The following is a 16,684-nucleotide window of genomic DNA, read 5'->3' as shown; positions in this document are numbered from 1 at the left end:
AATAAATCCTCTATTAACCTAAAAACTGTTTTATTTTAGGAAGCTGTTTGGCAATTGCGTTATCCACGATACCTGGAAAAACGCCATTGATACGTGCAAAAAGTTTCTCAGGAAAACCAATAAATCGTCTGGTTTTATTTGAGTTTAATAACGCAACTAACTCATCAGCTACCAACTGCGGGGAGTCCATTTGATTACCAAGCGCCTTATTCATTGCTCGTATTTGTGCATCATTAATATCTGTATCGGTTGCTCTTGGTGCTAAATAACTAACTTTAACGGGTGTGTCTGAAAGCTCTCGTGATAGCGCTTCGCTAAAACCACGTAAACCGAACTTACTAGCACAGTAAAGTGTTTGATACGGGTAACCTATGCTGCCAAATGACGACCCAACATTAACTATGGAGCCTTTATTCGCGTGCAACTGCGCTAAAAACAGCTGACATAATTTCATAGGGACGGCTAAATTAGTGCTCAGTAGATTATCAATTTGCTCACTACTCGATGCACTTAAGCTTTGCATTACATTAATGCCTGCATTGTTTATGAGTAACTTAGCGCCCCCTAATTTTTTGGCTTTAATGGCGAGTGCCAACATGTTTTCGGCAACCGTTAAATCCCCCACAAAAACTATACTACCGGGACATTGGCTACTTAACGTATTGAGGGCATCACTATTTCGCCCCACCAAGAGCAGTTGCCAACCTTGGCCGTGTAATGTTTTAGCAATCGCTTGACCAATTCCACCTGTCGCACCAGTTAATACACATAAGCCGGTATTCATGCGTGTTGCTCTTGTGCTGATGCTTTAAAAAACGGCTCGTCATCTAAAGCGCGAAAAATATCGCCGTACAAACGATAAAAACATTTTGCACCATGTAAAATAGCCTGCTGATCCGCCTCGTCAGTAATTTGGTTTATTAAGTTTTCAAAAAACTTTACGTGCTCTATATCAAGCGCGCCGTGAGAGGTTAAATAGCTAAATGCTTTTTTAGGAAGCCCTATTGCATTCGCTATGTTTGTTGCGGCTCCATCAGCAAGCGCAATTGAGGTCCCCTCTAATACGTGAACCATGCCAAAAAAGCTAAGCGGATTTTTACGTGCAATACTATCGTAGGCATACGACACCATCATTTCAGTGGCGAATTGTGGCTGACTATGGCGCACACTTTCTTTATCAAACCCACAGGCTGCAATGTCGTTTAGCACCCACTCTTGATGACCAATTTCTTCTTCAATATATTCAGCTACCGCTTCACGTAACCATTCTTGCTCATCAGTTAAACGTGCGCCAAGTGACATCATTAAAGGAACAGTGTGTTTTACATGATGATAAGCCTGTGCTAAAAACGAGGCATACTCTTCAAGCGTTGCTTGTCCGTTAAATACACGCTGTATAATTGGCGCAGCTAATAAGTACTCACGCTCGTTTTGAGTTTGTGCTTTTAATGTATTAAAAAAATCACTCATGGATCACTTCTCCAAGTCTGTAGAACTGTTCAAAAATAGGGCTGTAGTGCTGGCTAATTGCCGCTCGTTTAGGGCGATTATTAGCGGTTAATAACCCTTGCTGCTCGCTTAAAGGTTGGGCTAAACGGTGCCACTTTTTAATCTGTGCGTAGTCAGGAAGTTGCTGGTTTACTGTTTTTAAATGTGCTTTTAATTGCTCATCACTAAACTCGGGTGCCGCATATATAAGCGCGCTTAAAAATGGCTGGCTTTCACCAAACACCACCGCTTGCTGTATCGCACTTTGGCTTAAAATTAATGATTCAGGCCATTCGGCGCTAACATTACGCCCCATACTGGTGATGATCAGATTTTTTACTCGCCCTTTTATGTACAGCTTATTATTACGCTTAGATACTAAGTCGCCAGTGGCGTACCAGGTATTTGGGTTATGCGGCGCTTGATTTAAATACCCTAAGAATAACGCTCCTTTAATAAATAACTCATCATTTTCAACTTTCGTTTCAACGTGCCCTAATACTTCACCAGCACTATTTATGTCGTCATCATTGGGGGTGTTTAAACTCACCACTGAGGCCGCCTCAGACAAACCATAACCTTGATAAACCGGTAGGTTATATTCTCGTGCAGTTAAAATTAAAGAGTTACTAACCCGTGCTCCGCCAACAGCAATAAACTTAAGTGACTTTGGCGGCTGCCAACCTTGTTTTGCAAACGCAATTAAACACGTTAATAACTCAGGCACTAAAATAAGGGTGTTAGGTTTTACACTATCGATTGCACCAATGAGTTTGTTAGGATTTTTTAACCCTGAGCCAACAAAACCTAATTCGTTTAGCGGCATTAAATGTACACAACCGCCACTTAACAAAGGTGCATACACACCCGCTATATTTTCCAGTAGTACTGGCAGCGGAAGTAAGCATAAATGCACGGGGTTACTAATGTTTATTTGCTCACATAATGACTGAGCTACCTGCATCTGGCTTTGTGTTGATAAGCACACCCCTTTTGGCTCGCCAGTAGAACCTGAAGTAAATGTAATTTTTTGCGTACCAGTAAAATAGTCCACGGGTTCAATCGCATCGAGCTGATAAATATAAAGGGTATAATGCTCAAATAATGTTACCGATAATGAATGCTTACCAAGCGAATGACGAGGCATATCACTAATAAAAAACTGCGCACCACATTGCGCTAGCACATACTGTGTTTGCTGCTGACTAAAAAAATGGGCGATAGGCACCGCAACCTTGTTTGCTGCACTGGTTGCGGCATCAACAACCAGCCAAGCTGGAGTGTTATCAAGCTGGAAGGCAATTGCACCTGAGTCTAAAGCGTTAAGAATAGCTGTTAGCTTATTAGTTTCTTGTTGTAACTCCAAAGCGCTAATAGGCATCACTTTATTGGCTAAGTAACTAACAACCACCGACTCATTCGCTACCTTATTAATATTATTTAATAGGCTCATAAGCTCTCCAACGCAGTCATCAAGGCATTAATTTGTTGTGTATTTTGCTGTTTAATATTTAACAGCATGGGTGTGTTAAGTACTTGCTGATGTGCCTGCGCTAAATTAACAATGCACACCGTAGGTTGATTTGCATAATAACTTCCCCAACTTAATGGGTTTTCAACCACAAAGCTGTTTGCAACAGCAACCTCAGTGCAATTAACCCCCAGCATTCGAACCATCGCCCGTACTTTTTTTGTGGCGCAAAATACTAAATACTTAGCTTCAGTATTGTAAAGCGCCTCGTTAACAACAATAAAATGACCAAGCGTTGCCCTGCGATGTGTAGAGCATAAGTTACCTAGCTCAAATATTTTGCTACGCGGAGTTTGTTCTAATAAAAAGTGCTCAATGGGCTCTGCAGTGTACTGCTCAATAAATAAGGGAGAGGTAGCTTGCCTTAAACCTAACGTACATTGCCCCTCAATTGTTGTGTATTGACAAAGTAGTGGCATAAATGATTTAAGCGTTGCATTGTAAGCTACTAAAAAGCCATCTTTTACCGCAGATTCTAGTGCATTACGATGCTCACCATTTTCTCGAGCAGTTATTAAATGTGCCGAATTTGATATGTTATCTAGTGATAAATTTAACTGTGCTAATTGCATAAACATCGCCCGTTTAAGGAGTATGTTTATAAGTTAAAGAGCGAAACTTAAAAAAAACTTAAGAAACAAAAAAGCCCTTAAATAAATTTAAGGGCTTTTAAAGTAAAGTTTAATTCAAGTTAAACAAGTCTATACTAACTAGGCTCTGCCACTACGCAGCGATTACGGCCATGCTCTTTAGCATGGTAAAGCGCTTTGTCTGCACATTTATATACTTGGTCGATGTTATTGCTATGGGTTGGCCAAGTTGCAATTCCGATTGAAACGGTAATAAAACCGATTGTTTCCATTTGCGTTGTTTCAACAGTGGTGCGTAATCGCTCTGCTATTTTTAGAGCGCTTTGGCTATCTTCATGAGGCAATACAAGTAAAAACTCTTCACCACCAATACGCGATACAATATCCCCTTTTCGAGAGATCTTTTTTATAATATCGGCTAATACTTTAAGTGCTTCATCGCCTTTATCGTGCCCAAAGGTATCGTTCACACGTTTAAAAAAATCGATGTCTATTTCTAAAATAGCAAAAGGTGTTTGCTTTAACATTAGCTGGCTAAGTAAACCATTTAAGCTTCTACGATTGTGGGTGTTTGTCAGCGGATCGGTTTGGGCATCGTGCTTAAGTTGCCCTATCTGTGTTTGTAAAATATTGACGCCATTAAGCATGGCCAGCTTCAATCTTTGGCTTTCAAAGTACCACGCTTTTATTCTTTTTAGCTTTTCTATGCTGTTTACTTCGTCGAGTCTGTTTGCGCTACTAGCGAGTTGCTTTAATGGGCGTGAAATAAAATACGAAAATACACCTATGAGTATGAAGGTGAGCAACGCCATGGGGAGCGTTCTTGCAAATACTTCCATGATTAATGTATCTAGAGACGCAAGTGTTGCTTTGATGGGACGTTGGGCCACTACGCCCCAGTTTGAATTAATAACGGGTGAAAATCCTGCGAGCATTTTTACCCCTTTGCTGTTTACAACAACGGCTTGCCCCGCCTCCCCTGTAATAACCGCATTGATTACTTTATTATTGGCAACGCTTGTACCTATTCGTTTATTATCTGGGTGATACAGGATTTGCTTATTAGCATCGACGACATAAAGGTGCGATCCCCCTTCGTAAAAGTGTTGCTCTAGGAGATCGTTTAAAATATTTCTTTCTTTTAAATATAACGAGCCGCCCACGTAGCCTAAATAATTCCCTTCTTCGTTAAATAAGGGATGCGATATAAATATAATTAAATTATTGGCTGCTGACATGTACGGCATACTAATAAGTGGCTTTTTTTCTTTTAAAGCCTGTGTTGCGCCGGGAGAGGAAATTGATTTTCCTATGATTTCAGGTAAATAAGGGGATGTGGCATTTATAACCCCATTATTACTTATAACTACTGAATTAAAGCTATTTGTTTGCAAATTTAAGCGCGTTACTTCTTCTTGCAGTAATGCTGCATTATTTATGTTTTGCTCAATTTTATTTGCTGAATATACAAGTTGTTGTTTTGCCGACTCTAAAAAGTTGTCGGTTGCTGAAGCTAATTTATTAGCGTAAGCGAAGTTACTTTCTAATGTATGGCTTATTAACTGCTCTTTTTGTACTTGGTACGTTGAATGAAAACTACTAATGAGCGTGGCTAAAGCCGCAGAAAAAGCCAATAGCACAATAAGAAGACGCAGATTAAGCACAGGAAATAATTTATTCAGCAAAAGTAAACAGCCCACAGTACACTGCTATTAAAGCAAGTACTTTGTTAAAAAGTATTTACAATTATACCCCGCCATTTATTAATTATCTAATATTTGAGCACATAGTGTATTTTTAATAACCAGCCAAATAACTTTTATTATATTGTGACGTTACATTCCCCCTAATGACTAGGGTGCGCTTATTTTGCAGTTATATAAAAAAATAGATAAGCTGCTTTCACTTGTTCATTTTATTTAGCTTTGGAGTGTATTTTGCTAAATAAGTATGTTTTATCGTCAATTATTTTTATATCTGGGTGCTTAATGCCATCAATTAAAGCGGTTGCAAAACCGGCTCTTTCTCTTGAGGAAAAACTAGGGCAAAAGTTAATGCTCGATTTTCGCTATTATTGTGAACAAGGCACTGGTAAACATTGCAGAACGCCAATGACAAAGCTACCAGAGTCATTAGCGCGCGTAATCAGCGACTATAACATTGGTGGCGTTATATTATTTTCAGAAAACACACAGTCAATTGAACAAACCATTACGCTTAGCCATCAACTTCAAGTGGCTGCCAGTAAATCTTCAAGTAAACTGCCACTATTTATATCAATAGACCAAGAGGGCGGAAGAGTTGCGCGTTTGCCGCGTGATATTGCAACGTCATTCACGGGCAATATGTCTATTGGTGCAACCTATAAACAGCATGGCGTTGACTTTGCTACTAAATCAGCAACGGTTATTGCCAATGAGCTAACAGCCCTGGGGATCAATGTAAATTATGCACCCACCATTGATGTGAATATGAACCCAGACAACCCCGTTATAAATGTACGCTCGTTTGGTGAGAACCCACAACGAGTGAGTGAACTTGGCGCAGCACAAGTGGCTGGGTTTGAGAGCAATGGCATAATTACATCGCTCAAACATTTTCCGGGACATGGCGATACTCACGTTGATAGCCACACAGGACTCCCTAATGTTGCCCACTCAAAAAGTACCATTTACGAACAAGATTTAGCCCCATTTAAACATATTATTGCTAAGCAAAACCCCGGTATGATCATGACAGCGCACATACAATATCCTGCGCTTGATAGCTCAACCTTTGTCTCTGTAGAAGGCAAAACAATGATTAAACCCGCCACTATGTCGCGCACTATTATTACCGACATTTTAAGAGGTGAGCTTAACTATAAAGGCGTAGTGGTTACCGACGCACTTGATATGGCAGGTATTAGTCAGTTTTTCACACCCATTCAAGCTGTTATAAATACATTTTTAGCCGGCGTTGATATTGCGCTTATGCCTATAGAAATAAGAACGCCCGATGATATAAAAAAGCTTGATGAGCTTATTAAATCGTTAGTTCATGCTGTCGAGTCAAATCAGTTAGATGAGCAAGAAATAACACAATCGGCTGCGCGTATTATTTCGCTTAAAAATGCATTTGAGTTATCTACTGAGTTTGACCCTATTAATGCAGTAGTTAATGCAAAAAGTATAATAGGCAATAAACAACACAGAAAAATAGAAGCTGAGCTTGCTTTAGCAGCAATAACACAGGTAAAAAACACAGAAAACACATTGCCACTAAATTTAAATGATGGCCAACATATTCATATTATTATGCCCGACACCCGTAAATGTATGGCTATGCAGCAAGCAATTGAATCTGCAAGTTCATCATCTATTACGTTCAGCTGCAGCAGCTTACAAGGGTTTGACCCAGCACAAGCAACCCAGAGCATTAAAACAGCTGATATTGTTATAGCGGGTAATGCCACGCCCAATCAAAGCGCGGTTGAAATTGGTGGCATGGATGATTTAAAAGATGACCCTAATTTTGCGCTTAATAGGCGCGAACAGCCACAAGCGCTTGAGTCATTGCTTTCCATGGCTAACAAATTTAATAAGCGTACTGTATTTATAAGTTTGAGGGCTCCTTACGACATTGCTAAATTTGGCGACTATGCCCACAGTGTACTGGCCTCTTATGCTTACAATGTTGATGTAGACACGCACGAGCGTGTTTCAGGCCCTGCCTTTACCGCACTCGCTAAAGTATTAGTAGGCCAAGCCACTGCCAATGGCACCTTGCCTGTTACAATTAAACCGCAAAAAGGCAATTAACATGAAACTAAATTGTGATTTGGGTGAAAGCTTTGGTTCATGGAAAATGGGGCTAGATGATCAAGTTATGCCACATATTAATATGGCGAACATTGCTTGTGGTTTTCACGGCGGTGACCCTGATGTAATAGCAACAACATTAACGTTAGCTAAAAAAAACAACGTAACGGTAGGCGCGCATCCCAGTTACCCTGATCTTCAAGGATTTGGACGACGCTCTATGGCGTTAACAACAAGCGAACTAACTAATTGTATTCAGTATCAGATAGCAGCGCTTGAAGGCATGGCAAAAATACAGGGGCTTACGTTAAGCTATGTAAAACCACATGGTGCACTTTATAACGATATGATGGCTAACAACGACGTATTAGCAACCATTTTATCTGCTGTCGCGAACTACCCTAGTAAACTAAAGCTGATGATTTTAGCGACTAATCAAGCAGATAAACACATCCAGTTAGCTAAACAGTTTAATGTAGAACTAGTACTCGAAGCATTTGCAGATAGGCAATACACTGATGAGGGCCATTTGGTCTCTCGCAAACTCGATGGCAGCGTGCATGATAAACCCGCCATACTTGCACAAGTCAAACAGCTCTTACAAACAGGTAGTGTAACCACACGCTCAGGTAAGCAACTTATGCTTAATGCACATAGTTTATGTGTGCATGGAGACAATAACGATGCAATTGAACTCATTAAAGAAATAAAAGCACTGTGTGACTGACATTTAATAACACATAAAAGCTGTAAACCCCCTTTACAGCTTTTATCCCAACTTGTTAAATACCCCCATAGAGTTAAATATGAGCTTCATCGCATTGCACTGTTAATTTATTAATCCCTCACTTATAACTGTACATAAGTTAACAACAGGGATTAATAATGAAACAACTTTTAGCACTTAGTTTTATATTAAGCGCAAGCCATTTGGCTAACGCAAACGACAATACACACACATTGCAACTTCAAGATGTATTTGATTTAGAATATGCAAATCAAATAGATATTACTGACGACGGAAAAACCGTTTACTTTGTGCGAAACCGCATGGATATAAAAACAGACCGAAAAGTGGGAAACATTTGGTCTGTTGATTACAAAACCAAACAAATGCAGCCGCTCACTTCAGGCGTTCATATGGATTACTCGCCGGTACTTTCTCCAGATGGACAGCGCCTTGCTTTTATATCTACCCGCGATGGCAGCAGCCAAATTTATATGAAGTGGCTTAAAACCGGTGCCATTGCCAAAATAAGTAATTTAACCAGTAGCCCTCGCGCTATTAGTTGGAGCCCCGATTCAAGCCAGCTTGTATTCAGCATGTTTGTACCAAGTAAAAACTCGCCACCAGTTAATTTGCCAGGAAAACCGAAAGGCGCAACGTGGGCAGAGCCAGCTAAATTTATTGATGAAGTATACTATCGAGCTGATGGTGGTGGATACTCGCAAAAAGGCTTTAATCAATTATTTACTCTTGATGCTAATGGCGGAAATGCTAAGCAACTTACTAGCGATGAATTTGATAACGCAGGTGATGTTAGCTTTAGCAAAGATGGCAGCTTACTTTACTACTCAGCCAATAGGCATAAAAATGGTGAACTCAAGCCTACAAACAGCGAAGTGTATAAGCTAAACCTTAATACATTAGCCATTGAAGCTGTAACAAATAGAAATGGCCCAGATCAACAACCCAAAGTCTCTCCTGATGGTCGTTACCTTGCGTATACAGGATATGACGATAAACGCACTAACTACGAAAATACTCAACTTTACATTCGTGATTTAAAAACGGGTAACACCAAAAGCTTAACCCCCAACTTTGATAGAAGCGTTGGGCAAATAAAATGGGCTGCAAACTCTAAAGGGGTTTACTTTAGCTATGCCAATGAAGGTCAAACTACCCTTGCTTATCAACCTCGAAATGGCAAGCGTAAAGTGATCACCGAACAAATTGGCAGTGTAGCATTTGGACGACCATACTCAGGCGGAGATTTTGATGTTAGCAGCAACGGCGATATCGCGTTTACACTTGCTGACACTCAACGCCCTGCGGATGTAGCGAGCATTAAACGCGGTAAAACTCAGCGCTTAACCACGCTTAATAGCGATGCGCTAGGTGATAAACAACTGGCAAAAGTGGAAGAGATTTGGCTTAAATCAAGCCACGACCAATTACCTATTCAAGGATGGATTGCTTACCCGCCAGGGTTTGATAAATCTAAAAAGTATCCTCTAGTGCTCGAAATTCACGGCGGGCCGGTCGCTAATTATGGCCCTCACTTTAGTGCCGAAGTTCAGCTTTTTGCAGCAAAAGGTAATGTGGTGTTATACATGAACCCGCGCGGAAGTGATTCGTATGGGAAAGAGTTTGCACAAACCATTCATCATAATTACCCAAGTAATGACTTTGATGACTTAATGTCTGGGGTTGATGCTCTTATTAAAAAAGGGTTTATTGATGAGTCTAAACTATTTGTTACCGGTGGCTCTGGCGGAGGTGTACTAACAGCATGGATTGTTGGACATACAGATCGATTTGCTGCAGCTGTTGTTGCTAAACCTGTTATAAATTGGATCAGCTTTGTACTAACTGCCGACTTTTATCCATTTTTTGCTGATTACTGGTTCCCAGGCAAACCATGGGATCACATAGCGCATTACATGAAACGTTCGCCAATTAGCTATGTAGGTAATGTTACTACACCCACAATGCTGCTTACAGGTGAAGCAGACTATCGCACACCTATTTCTGAAACAGAGCAATACTACCAAGCACTAAAATTACAAGGTGTTGACACCGCGATGGTTCGCATACCAGATGCATCGCATGGTATTACAGCTCGCCCTTCTAATTTAATGACTAAAGTTGCTTACATTCAATGGTGGTTTGATAAGCACAGTAAATAGCATTACATTAATTAAATTACTAAAAGCCACTTTTTAAAAGTGGCTTTTACGTATGTGCAAAGTGTAAACCCCCTTTACACTTTTAAGGCATGTTAAATATCGGACTTAGTCTATTTCTCAGTTAGTAAAATTTCGGTTTATAGCTTTTTTATAGTTTGAGTTAGTAAAAAATCGGTTTGAGTCACTGTTTATAGCCTTTCAGTTGGTAAAATTTTGTTTTGTGAAAGGTATACGTTAGTAAAAAATCGGTTTATAAATCGAATTTAAACACCAAAAAAAACAAAAAATAACGTTTTTGATTACTTTAATAGCTCTTTAAGGCCCCTTTACAGCAAAAAAGCACTTACAAAACGCTTTTATTAAAGGGTTAGTTAAACTCTGATCTACAAATTCGGTTAGCTAGTTAAAACGTGATCCGCATATCCATAGTTGGTTAAAGCCTGATCTCAACTAACTAAGTAACCTAATGTAAGTTTTATTTCTCATACACTATCCGCTTTTAACACTAATAAAGGCTTTACTATTAGTGAGTGCAGTAAAAATATTTATGACTCATAAAAAAAGGGCCTTACGGCCCTTGAGTAACACTATCTAGAAATTTTTAGAACTGGTTCATGGTGTTATCTTCACCACCGGCTTTTAACGCGTTATCACCAGAGAAGTACTCTTTGTGTGTATCACCAATGTTAGAACCTGCTAGGTCTTGGTGTTTAACAGATGCTTGTTCACGGCGAATTTCTTGGCGTTGTACATCACGTACATAAGCAAGCATACCTAAGTCACCAAAGTAGCCTTCTGATAAAATATCTGTGCTAAGTGCTGCAGTATGGTAAGTAGGCAGCGTAATTAAGTGGTGGAAGATACCCGCTTCACGTGCACCATCACGTTGGAAATTTTGTACCAATACATCAGCAGCGGCTGCAAGCTCTGTTGCATCCATTTCTGGTGCCATTAGGCCTTTGTTATCACCAAGGCTTGGGTAAGCGCTCAAATCGCGACCCGCTTCTTGCCACTCTTGGTACACTTGCTCACGGAACTTAAGCGTCCAGTTAAACGAAGGTGAGTTGTTGTACACTAGTTTAGCATTTGGTACTTGCTCTTTAACACGATTTACAAGCTCAGCAATTTGTTTTACGTGTGGCTTTTCTGTTTCAATCCACAATAAATCAGCGCCAGATTGTAGGCTAGTTACACAGTCAAGTACTACGCGGTCTTTCTCTGTTCCTTCACGGAACTGGTATAGGCCATTTTCAAGGCGAGTAGGTTTACACAGCTCACCGTTGATTTTCATTGCCGTATCACCTTCGTTTAAGTCCTCTACGCCATTAATAGGTGTAGTCTCTAAAAAGGCATTGTACTGGCTTGCTAAATCACCTGGTGTTTGAGATACAGGCACTTTTTGAGTCAAGCTAGCACCTAACGAATCAGTACGCGCAACAATAATACCGTTGTCGATACCTAGCTCTAAGAATGCATAACGAACCGCATTAATTTTTGCTAAAAAGTCTTCGTGAGGCACGGTTACTTTACCCGCCTGGTGACCACATTGTTTGGCATCAGATACTTGGTTTTCGATTTGAATAGCACATGCACCTGCTTCAATCATTTTTTTAGCAAGTAGGTAAGTTGCCTCTTCGTTACCAAAACCTGCATCAATATCAGCAATAATTGGCACAACATGCGTTTCAAAGTTATCAATTTTATCAAGCACAGCTTGAACGTCGCCACCATTCGCTTTTGCTTCATCTAGGTCATTAAATAAGTGGTCAAGCTCACGGGCATCAGCTTGCTTTAGGAATGTGTAAATTTCTTCAATAAGCGCTGGAACAGATGTTTTTTCGTGCATACTTTGGTCAGGTAACGGACCAAACGCAGAGCGAAGTGCAGCAACCATCCAACCACTTAAGTAAACATAACTACGTTTAGTTGTTTTTTGGTGGCGTTTAATAGCCATCATCATTTGCTGGGCAGTAAATCCATGCCAACATCCTAAAGACTGTGTGTATTGGCTTGTATCTTTATCGTAAGCGGCCATATCTTCACGCATTACGTCAGCTGTGTATTGTGCAATTTCTATCCCAGTACGAAAGCGATTTTGTAAACGCATGCGAGTTGCATACTCAGGGTTAATTGCCTGCCATGCATTACCTTGAGATTGGCATAAAGTAGAAAGTGTGTCGGTTTCGCGTTGATATGTTGTCATAATAAAGTCCTTCGAACGGGTATATAAATAATTTAATGTTGTGAGAGTGGCAACGTTGCTAGTGCTCCGTAGCGCTTAATTCAACATTAGGCTTATTTTTTAGATTTAGTAAATTTATAGTTTTTATTACGACTATATTTTTTGTGAATATCAAAAACACACTCAACATGGCTTTTTTACGTTATTGTTGCTCAAACGCACAAATACTATGGCGACCGTTTAAGGAAGGCAATTATGACCCACACTCTCACACATTCAGGACTCAGCGTAGATTTAGAGCTTGCTGACTTTGTTAAAACTAAACTATTACCTGGTACACACTTATCAGAACAACAATTTTGGCAAAGCTTTGCAAAGATTGTTCAAACGCTCACGCCAATAAATAAAGCGTTGCTGGCTAAGCGAGAACAGCTGCAACAGCAAATTGATCAATACCACATTGCAAATAAAACGTGGGATAGCAAGCAATACCAACGTTTTTTAAGTGACATTGGCTACCTAGTGCCAGAGCCTGCAAATTTTAAAATTGAAACACAACAGGTTGAACCCGAAATAGCGGTTACAGCAGGCCCACAGTTAGTTGTTCCAGTAAGTAACGCACGCTTTGCACTTAATGCAGCTAACGCACGTTGGGGCTCGTTATACGACGCCTTATATGGCACAGATGTGTTAAGTGAAGATGACGGGGCAGAAAAAGGCACTACCTATAATCCGGTTCGTGGCTTTAAAGTAATGGCATACGCACGGCAGTTTTTAGACAAAGCACTGCCACTTGAAAACGGCTCACATATTGAAAGCACCAATTATTCTGTTGTAAACGGCGCATTAGTTATTACGCTGCGTGACAGCTCTCAAACCACTTTAGCTGACCCCTCTCAGTTAATTGGCTACCAAGGCGAAGCCCAAAACCCAAGCGTTGTATTGCTTAAAAACAATGGCTTACATATAGAATTACAGATAGATCACCACCATATTATTGGCCAAGCTGATAAAGCGGGTTTAAAAGATGTGGTACTTGAAGCAGCACTAACTACTATTATGGATTGTGAAGATTCTGTAGCCGCCGTAGATGCACAAGATAAAGTGCAAGTTTACAAAAACTGGCTTGGTTTAATGCAAGGTAACTTAGTCGAATCGTTTAAAAAAGGCGACAAAGTTGTAGAACGTACGTTACAAAGCGACAAAACGTATACTTCTATTGATGGCGGTACCATAACGCTTAAAGGCCGAAGCATGATGTTTGTAAGAAACGTGGGCCACCTAATGACAAATCCAGCCATTACAGACGTTTACGGCGAGCCTGTTTTTGAAGGTATAATGGATGCAATGTTTACTGCCACAGCCGCCCTGCACGACTTAAATAAAAATTCTGGCGTAAAAAACAGCAGCGCGCAGAGCATTAATATTGTAAAACCTAAAATGCATGGCCCAGAAGAAGTTGCTTTTACAAGCACACTATTTACCCATGTAGAAGAAGCCTTAAACTTACCTAAAAACACCTTAAAAATGGGTATTATGGATGAAGAACGCCGTACATCTGTAAACTTAAAAGCATGTATAAATGAAGCAAAACAACGTGTTGTATTTATTAACACCGGCTTTTTGGACCGTACAGGCGATGAAATTCACACCTCAATGCAAGCAGGTGTTGCGCTCCCTAAAGCTGAAATAAAACAACAGCCTTGGATAAGTGCTTACGAAGATCGCAACGTAGATATTGGCCTTGCCTGTGGATTAAGCCAAAAAGCTCAAATAGGCAAAGGCATGTGGCCTATGCCTGACAAAATGGCGCTGATGATGGAGCAAAAGTTAGCACACCCTAAATCTGGCGCTAATACAGCTTGGGTGCCCTCTCCTACGGCCGCAACGCTGCATGCTATGCACTACCATGATGTTAATGTTTTTACTGAGCAACACGCAATCGCTGAGCGTACAATAGCAAGCCTTGACGACTTACTTACTCCGCCACTCATGCAAGATACGTCAACACTCTCTAAAGAAGATATACAAAGCGAACTTGAAAACAATGCACAGGGTATTTTGGGTTATGTAGTGCGTTGGATAGACCAAGGTGTAGGCTGCTCTAAAGTACCCGATATTAACCATGTAGGGCTAATGGAAGACAGAGCAACACTTAGAATATCTAGTCAACATATGGCTAACTGGTTATTGCATGGCATATGTACACAAGAGCAAATTACTTCCACTATGGCAAAAATGGCCAAGGTAGTAGACGGCCAAAACGAACACGATAAAGCCTACACCCCAATGGCAAGCAGCCCTGAAACACTAAAAAATAGTATTGCGTTTCAAGCAGCCCTCGCCTTAGTACTTGAAGGAACAACACAACCTAGTGGCTATACTGAACCGTTATTACATAGCTACCGTATACAGTATAAGTTACAGCAAAGTTAATACACTCCAAATGTTTAACGCTGTATCTTAATTGTTTATTTCGTGTCAAAACCAGCCTTAGGGCTGGTTTTTTAAATCAACAAATAAGCACACCAATATTCATAAAAATGTGTTTAGACACACTTAAAACAACTCATTTTAAAATAGAAACACATAAATCAATAACCTCTATGAATACCTAACATTTCTGTAAATACAAAAAAGCGTGTTTTGTATACACAAAACACGCTTTTTAATTTCTATTTGCTATAAAAAACGACGTTAAGATTATTTTTTTATAATTGCATTGTGATACACATTTTGTACGTCATCACAGTCTTCAAGCATATTTATAAATTTATCGAAGTTAGCAATAACCTCTTCATCATCAATTTCAATATTAACTTGAGGGATAAAAGTAATTTCGTCTACCTCAAAGTTAATACCTTCAAATGCGTCTTCAAGAGCTGTTTTAGCCTTAAAGTATTCTGTAGGCGGTGCAAAAACAGAAATTTTTCCATCTTCAGCTTCTACGTCAGCAACGTCAACGTCGGCCATCATTAGCGCTTCTAAAACAACTTCATCGTCATCGCCTGCAAAGCCTAATACTGCATAATGATCAAACATATGGGCTACACAACCAGGCGTCCCTATTTTTGAATCAGTTTTAGTAAACGGTAAACGCACATCTTTAATGGTTCTGTTGGGGTTATCAGTTAAGCAATCAACAATCACCATACAATTACCCGGCCCATAGCCTTCGTAGCGAGCAACCGAGTAATCCTCCCCAGCTCCACCGGCGGCTTTCTCTATTGCTTTTTCGATAACGTGCGCAGGAACTTGGTCTTTTTTAGCTTTTTCGATTAGACGACGCAAAGTTTGATTTACTTCAGGATCGGGTTCACCATTTTTAGCAGCAACGTAAATCTCTTTACCGTACTTTGAGTTTACTTTTGTTTTTGCATTAGCTGTTTTGATCATAGAACTTTGACGAACTACAAATGCTCTACCCATTTTGTGCCTCTAATAAATACATTACATTTTTTATTATTTTACCAATTCAAAACGTATTGGGCTAGTAAACCTTAGTGAATGAGCGCCCATATTGTGAGAGGTAAATTTACTAAAGCTAATAAAGCATCAATTTAACATAACTCGACTTTTTTGGAGTAGCTTTCAACTAAAGCAACCAAATCGTAAAAATCATGCAACACATAATCAGCTTGATCAGCATAAGGAGGCGTTTCATTGGGAGCATATAAGCAGGCACGCATATTAGCATTGTGTGCAGCTTGAATATCGTATAAGTAATCGCCTACGTACAGTAGGTTATCTGCGCTAATATTCCAAAGCGTAGCAATAGCATTTAATGCACTTGGATCGGGTTTTGCTGGTGCGTCACTTCGTGTAAGTACTGTACTGATAGGAAGCGGGTTATTTTTTAATTTAAGTGCAGCGGCTTTGTCAAAATTACGCGTCACTATTGCCATAGGAATATTTCGTTCATTTAATAGTGCAATAGCTTCACTTACACCTGGCAACAACGTGGCATGTTGCGCATCTAATAATTCGTGCTGGTGAACAATGTTCATTGCCTCTTCGCGCATATAGGGAGAAGGAAGTTGCGCAATAAAGTCGAGTAAATCTTCGTTATCGGGACAGCCAATTTGGGCTTTAATAAGTGAAAAGTCGAGTTCTGACGATACCAAAGTACCATCTAAATCAAAAATAACACCATGGATAGCCTCTACCTGAGTCGTCATACCAA

12 protein-coding genes are annotated in these 16,684 nt (G+C 40.0%); 4 read left to right on the top strand and 8 right to left on the bottom strand.

What is annotated here, in order from left to right; genetic code table 11:
- Positions 1 to 13: 13 nt before the first annotated feature.
- The 5 genes from PMAN_RS16355 to PMAN_RS16335 form a co-directional block, all read right to left on the bottom strand.
- Complete coding sequence (locus PMAN_RS16355) at positions 14 to 784, bottom strand: SDR family oxidoreductase (protein ID WP_010556095.1); 771 nt, start codon at positions 782 to 784, stop codon at positions 14 to 16.
- Positions 781 to 1,470 carry an iron-containing redox enzyme family protein gene (locus tag PMAN_RS16350; protein ID WP_010556096.1) on the bottom strand — a complete coding sequence of 230 codons (690 nt, stop codon included), beginning with the start codon at positions 1,468 to 1,470 and terminating at the stop codon, positions 781 to 783. The genes PMAN_RS16355 and PMAN_RS16350 overlap by 4 nt, the downstream gene beginning before the upstream one ends.
- Entirely contained in the window at positions 1,463 to 2,941 is a 1,479-nt protein-coding gene (locus PMAN_RS16345) for an AMP-binding protein (protein WP_010556097.1), read from the bottom strand. The genes PMAN_RS16350 and PMAN_RS16345 overlap by 8 nt, the downstream gene beginning before the upstream one ends.
- A complete protein-coding gene (locus PMAN_RS16340; RefSeq protein WP_010556098.1) occupies positions 2,938 to 3,591 on the bottom strand; it encodes a thermostable hemolysin in 654 nt (217 codons plus the stop codon). Before PMAN_RS16340 ends, PMAN_RS16345 begins: the two co-directional genes overlap by 4 nt.
- A gap of 134 nt (positions 3,592 to 3,725) precedes the next feature.
- On the bottom strand, positions 3,726 to 5,294 hold the full coding sequence (locus tag PMAN_RS16335) for a sensor domain-containing diguanylate cyclase (RefSeq protein WP_242032473.1): 1,569 nt from the start codon (positions 5,292 to 5,294) through the stop codon (positions 3,726 to 3,728).
- A gap of 303 nt (positions 5,295 to 5,597) precedes the next feature.
- Between PMAN_RS16335 and PMAN_RS16330 the strand changes: the two genes are divergently transcribed.
- The 3 genes from PMAN_RS16330 (at position 5,598) to PMAN_RS16320 (ending at position 10,319) form a co-directional block, all read left to right on the top strand.
- A complete protein-coding gene (locus tag PMAN_RS16330; RefSeq protein WP_010556100.1) occupies positions 5,598 to 7,409 on the top strand; it encodes a glycoside hydrolase family 3 protein in 1,812 nt (603 codons plus the stop codon).
- A 1-nt stretch (position 7,410) separates the two neighbouring features.
- Entirely contained in the window at positions 7,411 to 8,136 is a 726-nt protein-coding gene (locus PMAN_RS16325; protein WP_010556101.1) for a 5-oxoprolinase subunit PxpA, read from the top strand.
- 158 nt (positions 8,137 to 8,294) lie between these two features.
- The gene (locus tag PMAN_RS16320; RefSeq protein WP_010556102.1) at positions 8,295 to 10,319 is read left to right on the top strand and encodes a S9 family peptidase; all 2,025 of its coding nucleotides are present in this window, start codon (positions 8,295 to 8,297) and stop codon (positions 10,317 to 10,319) included.
- A 601-nt stretch (positions 10,320 to 10,920) separates the two neighbouring features.
- Here the strand turns inward: PMAN_RS16320 and PMAN_RS16315 are convergent.
- Entirely contained in the window at positions 10,921 to 12,522 is a 1,602-nt protein-coding gene (locus PMAN_RS16315) for an isocitrate lyase (protein WP_006793310.1), read from the bottom strand.
- A 234-nt stretch (positions 12,523 to 12,756) separates the two neighbouring features.
- Between PMAN_RS16315 and PMAN_RS16310 the strand changes: the two genes are divergently transcribed.
- Positions 12,757 to 14,937, top strand: a complete 2,181-nt coding sequence (locus PMAN_RS16310) for a malate synthase G (protein ID WP_010556103.1) — start codon at positions 12,757 to 12,759, stop codon at positions 14,935 to 14,937.
- Between the two features lie 267 nt (positions 14,938 to 15,204).
- Here PMAN_RS16310 and PMAN_RS16305 read toward each other — a convergent pair whose 3' ends face one another.
- Positions 15,205 to 15,930 carry a YebC/PmpR family DNA-binding transcriptional regulator gene (locus PMAN_RS16305; RefSeq protein ID WP_008132889.1) on the bottom strand — a complete coding sequence of 242 codons (726 nt, stop codon included), beginning with the start codon at positions 15,928 to 15,930 and terminating at the stop codon, positions 15,205 to 15,207.
- 131 nt (positions 15,931 to 16,061) lie between these two features.
- Entirely contained in the window at positions 16,062 to 16,679 is a 618-nt protein-coding gene (locus tag PMAN_RS16300; RefSeq protein ID WP_006793307.1) for an HAD family hydrolase, read from the bottom strand.
- Positions 16,680 to 16,684 lie beyond the last annotated feature (5 nt).

Origin of the sequence: Pseudoalteromonas marina (assembly GCF_000238335.3) — a bacterium.
Taxonomy (GTDB): Bacteria; Pseudomonadota; Gammaproteobacteria; order Enterobacterales; family Alteromonadaceae; genus Pseudoalteromonas; species Pseudoalteromonas marina.
Note: the sequence above shows the minus strand (reverse complement) of the source record. Positions and strands in the feature narration are given on the sequence as shown.